This is a genomic window from Microbispora corallina, from assembly GCF_016863035.1.
Lineage (GTDB): Bacteria > Actinomycetota > Actinomycetes > Streptosporangiales > Streptosporangiaceae > Microbispora > Microbispora corallina.
The window spans coordinates 161,166-167,715 of the sequence record NZ_BOOC01000018.1 but is presented as its reverse complement, the minus strand read 5'-3'; the positions used below and the strand labels follow the sequence as shown (position 1 = coordinate 167,715).

5 protein-coding genes are annotated in these 6,550 nt (G+C 68.0%); all 5 read left to right on the top strand.

Features of this window, described 5'->3' with window-relative positions; genetic code table 11:
• Positions 1–675 (top strand): RDD family protein (locus Mco01_RS20265; RefSeq protein WP_204058461.1); only part of this gene is annotated, 675 nt, incomplete at its 5' end.
• 166 nt (positions 676–841) lie between these two features.
• Positions 842–1,477, top strand: a complete 636-nt coding sequence (locus Mco01_RS20260) for an RDD family protein (protein ID WP_275410528.1) — start codon at positions 842–844, stop codon at positions 1,475–1,477.
• 535 nt (positions 1,478–2,012) lie between these two features.
• Positions 2,013–2,360 (top strand): histone-like nucleoid-structuring protein Lsr2, encoded by a 348-nt coding sequence (locus tag Mco01_RS20255; RefSeq protein WP_204058459.1) that lies wholly within the window; start codon positions 2,013–2,015, stop codon positions 2,358–2,360.
• A 267-nt stretch (positions 2,361–2,627) separates the two neighbouring features.
• The gene (locus Mco01_RS20250; protein WP_204058458.1) at positions 2,628–5,132 is read left to right on the top strand and encodes an ATP-dependent Clp protease ATP-binding subunit; all 2,505 of its coding nucleotides are present in this window, start codon (positions 2,628–2,630) and stop codon (positions 5,130–5,132) included.
• Positions 5,133–5,596: 464 nt separating this feature from the next.
• Entirely contained in the window at positions 5,597–6,532 is a 936-nt protein-coding gene (locus Mco01_RS20245) for a TIM barrel protein (RefSeq protein WP_204058457.1), read from the top strand.
• Positions 6,533–6,550 lie beyond the last annotated feature (18 nt).

Genomic DNA, 6,550 nt, shown 5'->3' with positions numbered 1-6,550 from the left:
CCGCAGCAGGGGTACGGCCAGCAGCCCGGGTACGGCCAGGCCGGCTACGGCCAGCAGACTCCCCAGCAGGGCTATGGTCAGCCCCAGCAGGGCTACGGGCAGCCCGCGTACGGCCAGCCCGGCTTCGGCCAGCCGTACGCCGCGGCCGGCCCTGTCCCGCCCGGCGCGCCCGCCCCGCTCGCGGAGTGGTGGCAGCGCCTGGTGGCCCGGATCATCGACGGCGTGATCGTGGGCGTCCCGTTCCTCATCATCTCCGCCGTGATCACCGCGGTGGTCGTCACGACGGGCAATTACGACCTGTCCACGGGGGCGGTGACGGCGCCGAGCGGCTACTTCCTCGCGTCGCTGCTCATCGCGCTCATCAGCGGCCTCGTGATGATCGCCTACGAGTTCCTCATGCTGCGGATGCGCGGCCAGACGGTCGGCAAGATCGTGATGGGCATCAGGGTCGTCCCCGTCGGCGGCTCGCTCGGTCCCGAGGGGCTCCCGGTCGACGCGGCGGGCAAGCGCGTCGGCGTCCTCTACGGCCCGCAGGTGCTGCGCTGGATTCCCGTCGTCGGCTGGCTGCTCGGTATCTTCGCCCTGGTGAACGTTCTCTGGCTGCTCTGGGACAAGCCGCTGCAGCAGACCCTGCACGACAAGGCCGCCAAGACGATCGTGGTCAAGGTCAAGTAGTGCCACAAAGCGGGGCCGATGGAACGGGCCATCGGCCCCGCTTTTCGTGTGTTTCCGCCGAGAGGCCGGTCCGCTGAACGGGTGCACGGAAAATCCGTAACGGGTGACCTCGGGCATGCGATGCTTGTCCGACGCAAGTGCCCACGCAAGTCGCAAGAGGTGACCAATGACCGCGGAACCTCCCCCCGGCCAGAATCCATATGGCTCGGCTCCGCCGCCCCCGCCCGGTTCATATCCGCCCCCGGGCGGATATGGTGCCCCCCAGGGTTCTTATGGGGGCCCCCAGGGTGCCCCCCTTCCTCCCGGCGTTCCCGCGCCCGTGGCGCAATGGTGGGAGCGGTGGGTGGCTCGCATCATCGACACGATCATCTTCTCGATCGTTTACTTCATCCTGAGCATGATCTTCAACGCCGCGTTCGGACCGAAGGTCAGCGTTAACGGCCTGTCGGTCGAGGCGTCCGGCAGCGTTTTCCTCCCGGGATTCCTCGCCGCCCTGATCGCCTACGGCGCTTATGCCGCCTACGACTACGTCCTGCACAGCAAGGACGGTCAGACTGTGGGCAAGAAGGTCATGAAGATCCGGGTGCTCCCGCGCGACGGAGGGGCGCTCGATTCGTCGGCCCTCCTCAAGCGGTCGCTGCTTTACCCGGGCGTCCTGGCTCTCTACGGGATTCCCGTGGTGAGCTGGCTGGCCGCCATCTTCGTGCTGGTCACCGCAATTCTGATCATCACTGACAAGCCCCTTCAGCAGGGCCTTCACGACAAGATCGCCGGAACGATCGTGGTGAAGACCCAGGGCTGACGCCAGGGGAAGCCCGGTCCCGAGGGGGACCGAAACAGTGGGGCGGCCGCTTCGGCGACCGCCCCACTTGGCTTTCTGAGTAGGATTTCCAGTACATCCGGTAAGACGGCTGGAGAGACGGCGATTACCTTCGTGCCCCCTGGTGGCCCCCCGGAAGCCGTCCCCGGGCGGGTCCGGCGCTATCGTCATAGGAGCGTCATAGGAGGCGGGTCCAGCTGAGAAGTAGCTGGGAGCGCCTCCAGGTCCCCGGAATTCGCGAGGGCGTCCGCAATGGCACCCCCGGCACGAGCGAGGCAGAATGACAGAGGTATTGTCCGCCTTGATACCTTCCGCGGTCGTCGCCGGAGCGGCGGTCTACGGCATCGTAAAGTTGGTACGTTCCGATGCCGCCGGCCTCCGCCAGGCACGCGCGCCACGAGAGAAGACAGCGGACACACCGGTTCCGGAGAATCCGCAATCGTGAATTGTCAGCCAGGGGAATCCGGGTATATGTTTGGCTGACGAATCAAACTTTGGGCTGCGAAAGGATTGCCGGATGGCCAAGCACACGCAGGTGATTCTCATCGACGATCTCGATGGCGGCGAGGCCAATGAGACGGTCACCTTCGCGATTGACGGCACGTCATATGAGATTGACCTGAGCGACGGCAACGCGAAGCGGCTTCGCGAGGCCCTGTCGCCTTTCGTCGGCAGCGCGCGGCGCGCCGATTCGGGCCAGGCCCGGGGGCGTCGCCGTGGCGGTGGCGGCGGCGGTGGCCAGCGAGCCATGACGCGCGAGAAGAGCGCCGAGATCCGCGCCTGGGCGAAGGCGAACGGGCACCCGGTGAGCGAGCGCGGCCGTATTGCCGCGTCGATCGTCGAGGCCTACGAGGCGGCGCACTAACTCCGCCCTTGATCGTGCGGTTATGTCGGTCGTCGGATGATCCGGCGAGCGCATAGCCGCGCGATTCTGTTTGCGTCCCCTTAAAACCTCGTTCGCTTGCGGCGTATCGGGAACATGTCGCCCCCAGCAGGGGGTTGGATAGAGCGTGAACGCCCTGCTCCCGGGGAACCCTTCAGCCAGAGGAGCGGTCGCTGGGTCGGGGCTACCATGCGGAACGACGAGCCGGATCTCCCGCGTTCGCCTGACCGCTCTGTGAGGAGCGACGAGATGTTCGAAAGGTTCACCGACCGTGCGCGGCGGGTTGTCGTCCTGGCCCAGGAAGAGGCCCGGATGCTCAACCACAACTACATCGGTACTGAGCACATTCTTCTTGGCTTGATCCATGAGGGTGAGGGCGTTGCCGCCAAGGCTCTGGAGAGCCTCGGCATCAGTCTTGAGGGTGTGCGTCAGCAGGTCGAGGAGATCATCGGCCAGGGCCAGTCGGCGCCTTCGGGGCACATTCCCTTCACCCCACGTGCCAAGAAGGTCCTTGAGCTGTCGCTCCGCGAGGCCCTGCAACTCGGCCACAACTACATCGGCACCGAGCACATCCTCCTCGGCCTCATCCGCGAGGGCGAGGGCGTGGCCGCCCAGGTGCTCGTGAAGCTTGGGGCCGACCTCAACAGGGTGCGGCAGCAGGTCATCCAGTTGCTCCACGGCTACCAGGGCAAGGAGCCCGCGGCCGCCGGCGGGCCGCAGGAGTCCGCGCCCTCGACCTCGCTCGTGCTCGACCAGTTCGGCCGCAACCTCACCCAGGCCGCGCGTGAGGGGAAGCTCGACCCGGTCATCGGCCGCGAGAAGGAGATCGAGCGGGTCATGCAGGTCCTCTCCCGGAGGACCAAGAACAACCCCGTTCTCGTGGGCGAGCCCGGCGTGGGCAAGACGGCCGTCGTGGAGGGCCTGTCCCAGAAGATCGTCAAGGGCGAGGTGCCCGAGACGCTGAAGGACAAGCAGCTCTACACGCTCGACCTCGGCGCTCTGGTCGCCGGCTCCCGCTACCGCGGTGACTTCGAGGAGCGCCTGAAGAAGGTGCTGAAGGAGATCCGCACCCGCGGCGACATCATCCTGTTCATCGACGAGCTGCACACGCTGGTCGGTGCGGGCGCCGCCGAGGGCGCGATCGACGCGGCGAGCATCCTCAAGCCGATGCTGGCCCGCGGTGAGCTGCAGACGATCGGCGCGACGACGCTCGACGAGTACCGCAAGCACCTGGAGAAGGACGCCGCGCTCGAGCGCCGCTTCCAGCCGATCCAGGTCGCCGAGCCGAGCCTCAGCCACACGATCGAGATCCTCAAGGGTCTGCGCGACCGTTACGAGGCGCACCACCGGGTCTCCATCACCGACGGCGCGCTCGTGGCCGCCGCCCAGCTGGCCGACCGCTACATCAGCGACCGGTTCCTGCCTGACAAGGCGATCGACCTGATCGACGAGGCCGGCTCCCGGATGCGCATCCGCAGGATGACCGCTCCGCCGGACCTGCGCGAGTACGACGAGAAGATCGCCAACGTCCGGCGCGAGAAGGAGTCCGCGATCGACGCGCAGGACTTCGAGAAGGCCGCGGCGCTGCGCGACCAGGAGAAGCAGCTCCAGCTCAAGCGGGAACGCCGTGAGAAGGAGTGGAAGGCCGGCGACATGGACGTCGTCGCCGAGGTCACCGAGGAGCTCATCGCCGAGGTGCTCGCGACGGCCACCGGCATCCCGGTCTTCAAGCTGACCGAGGAGGAGTCGCAGCGGCTGCTCCGCATGGAGGACGAGCTCCACAAGCGGATCATCGGTCAGGACGACGCCATCAAGGGCCTGTCCCGGTCGATCCGCCGCACGCGCGCCGGCCTCAAGGACCCGAGAAGGCCGGGCGGGTCGTTCATCTTCGCCGGCCCCTCGGGCGTCGGCAAGACGGAGCTGTCCAAGGCGCTGGCCGAGTTCCTCTTCGGGGACGAGGACGCGCTGATCATGCTGGACATGTCCGAGTTCATGGAGAAGCACACCGTCTCGCGGCTGTTCGGCTCCCCGCCCGGCTACGTCGGGTACGAGGAGGGCGGCCAGCTCACCGAGAAGGTGCGGCGCAAGCCGTTCTCCGTGGTCCTCTTCGACGAGATCGAGAAGGCCCACCCGGACATCTTCAACTCGCTGCTGCAGATCCTGGAGGACGGTCGCCTGACCGACGCCCAGGGCCGGGTGGTGGACTTCAAGAACACGGTCATCATCATGACCACCAACCTCGGCACCCGGGACATCTCCAAGGGCATCGGGGTGGGCTTCGCGAAGTCCAACGACGTCGAGAGCAACTACGACCGGATGAAGTCGAAGGTCCAGGAGGAGCTCAAGCAGCACTTCCGGCCGGAGTTCCTCAACCGCGTCGACGACATCGTCGTCTTCCACCAGCTCACGCCCAAGGAGATCATCCAGATCGTGGACCTCATGCTCACCCAGGTGGACGAGCGTCTGAAGGACCGCGACATGGGCCTGGCCCTGTCGGCGGAGGCCAAGCAGCTGCTCGCCGACCGCGGCTACGACCCGGTCATGGGCGCCCGGCCGCTGCGCCGGACGATCCAGCGGGAGCTCGAGGACACGCTGTCGGAGAAGATCCTGTACGGCGACCTCCGTCCCGGCCAGATCGTCAAGGTCGAGGTCGAGGGCGAGGGCGACGCGGCGAAGTTCGTCTTCACCGGGGAGTCCAAGAGCCCCGAGGTCCCCGACTCGGCGGCCTCGATCGCCGAGCCGATCCAGAACTGAGCCCGGCCAGGGCCGAGCAACCACGGGAGCCGTACGGTCTCCCACCCGAGGGGCGCCCCACCAGGCGCCCCTCGGCGTTTTCCGGCCCTCTTCACCACCGCCGGTCCCCGGTCTCCTTCTCAGGCCCCGCGTGACGACTCACGCGGGGCCTCGTGTTCGAGTGAGATCTTTCGGTAGATCCGGTATCACACCACCAAACGTAGTACTACACTCTGTAGAGTCGGCTGCGTCTCAGGGATGGGCGCCCATCGGCTTCGGCTCTCCGAACGCGGCCCGGTCGTTTCCATGTCATCCCCGCGGCGTACCGGACAATCCGCTGCGGGGCGGACGCGGGAACCGCAGTGCGCGGGGGAAGCTCGGTCGGTGCCGGGCGGATCCCGGCGGCAGGAGGACCGCCGTTCCATGCGGCTTCACCGCGTGGGCCGATGAGGTCCGAGAGTGCACGAAGCCCTGGGAGGCACCTGATGCGCCTGTTGCACGACGACGGGACGCTCGTTCACCTGGCCTACAACGCGGGCGTACATCCCGCGGAGGACCTGGAGAACCTGATCGCCCACCTCACCCGTTACGCCGTCCCGGTGCGCAGGAGGCTCGGGGTCGACCGGCTGGGGATCGGCCTGTGGCTCGCGCCCGCCGTCGCCGACCACCTCATCGCCGACCGCATCGAACTGGTCCGGCTGCGCCGCTCGCTGGAGGAGCGCGGTCTGGAGGTCGTCAGCCTGAACGGCACGGGCGGCCGCAACCAGGACGTCCCCGGCCCCGACTGGGCCAAGCCCGAGCGGTACCGGTACACGATGTCGCTGGCGCGGATCCTCGCCTTCCTGCTGCCCGACGACGTGCAGTCCGGCAGCATCTCGACGATCCCGATCGGCTGGCGCCGCGACTGGCCGGCCGACCTGCACTCCATCGCCTCCCGCCGGCTGGAGCGGCTCTCCCGCGAGCTGCGCGGCCTCTACAGCGTGACCGGCAAGACCATCCGCGTGGGGTTCGAGCCGTGGCCGGGCTGCGTCCTGGAGACCACGGAGCAGGCGCTCGAGCGGGTCTGCGACATCGACTCCGAGCACCTCGGGGTGTGCCTCGACGCCTGCCACCTGTCGTGCGGGGCGGAGAAGCCGGACGCCGCCCTACGGGGGCTGGCCCTCGCCGGCGCGCCCGTGGTGAAGCTCAACCACGTGCACGACCACGGCCAGGAGATCCCGAGCACGCAGCCGGTGATCCAGGACACGCTGAACGCGATCCTGTCCGGCGCGGTCAACGGCACGGCCCACATCGAGGTCGAGGCGCACGACGGCACCGCGCCGAAGTCGAAGGGCCCGGCGGCGCTCGTGGCCCGGCTGGCCGACGAGCTCGACTGGACCCGCCGCAACCTCACCGCCCTCGGTCTCAAGCTCGCCGCCTGACGCCCCGCGCCGCCGTCC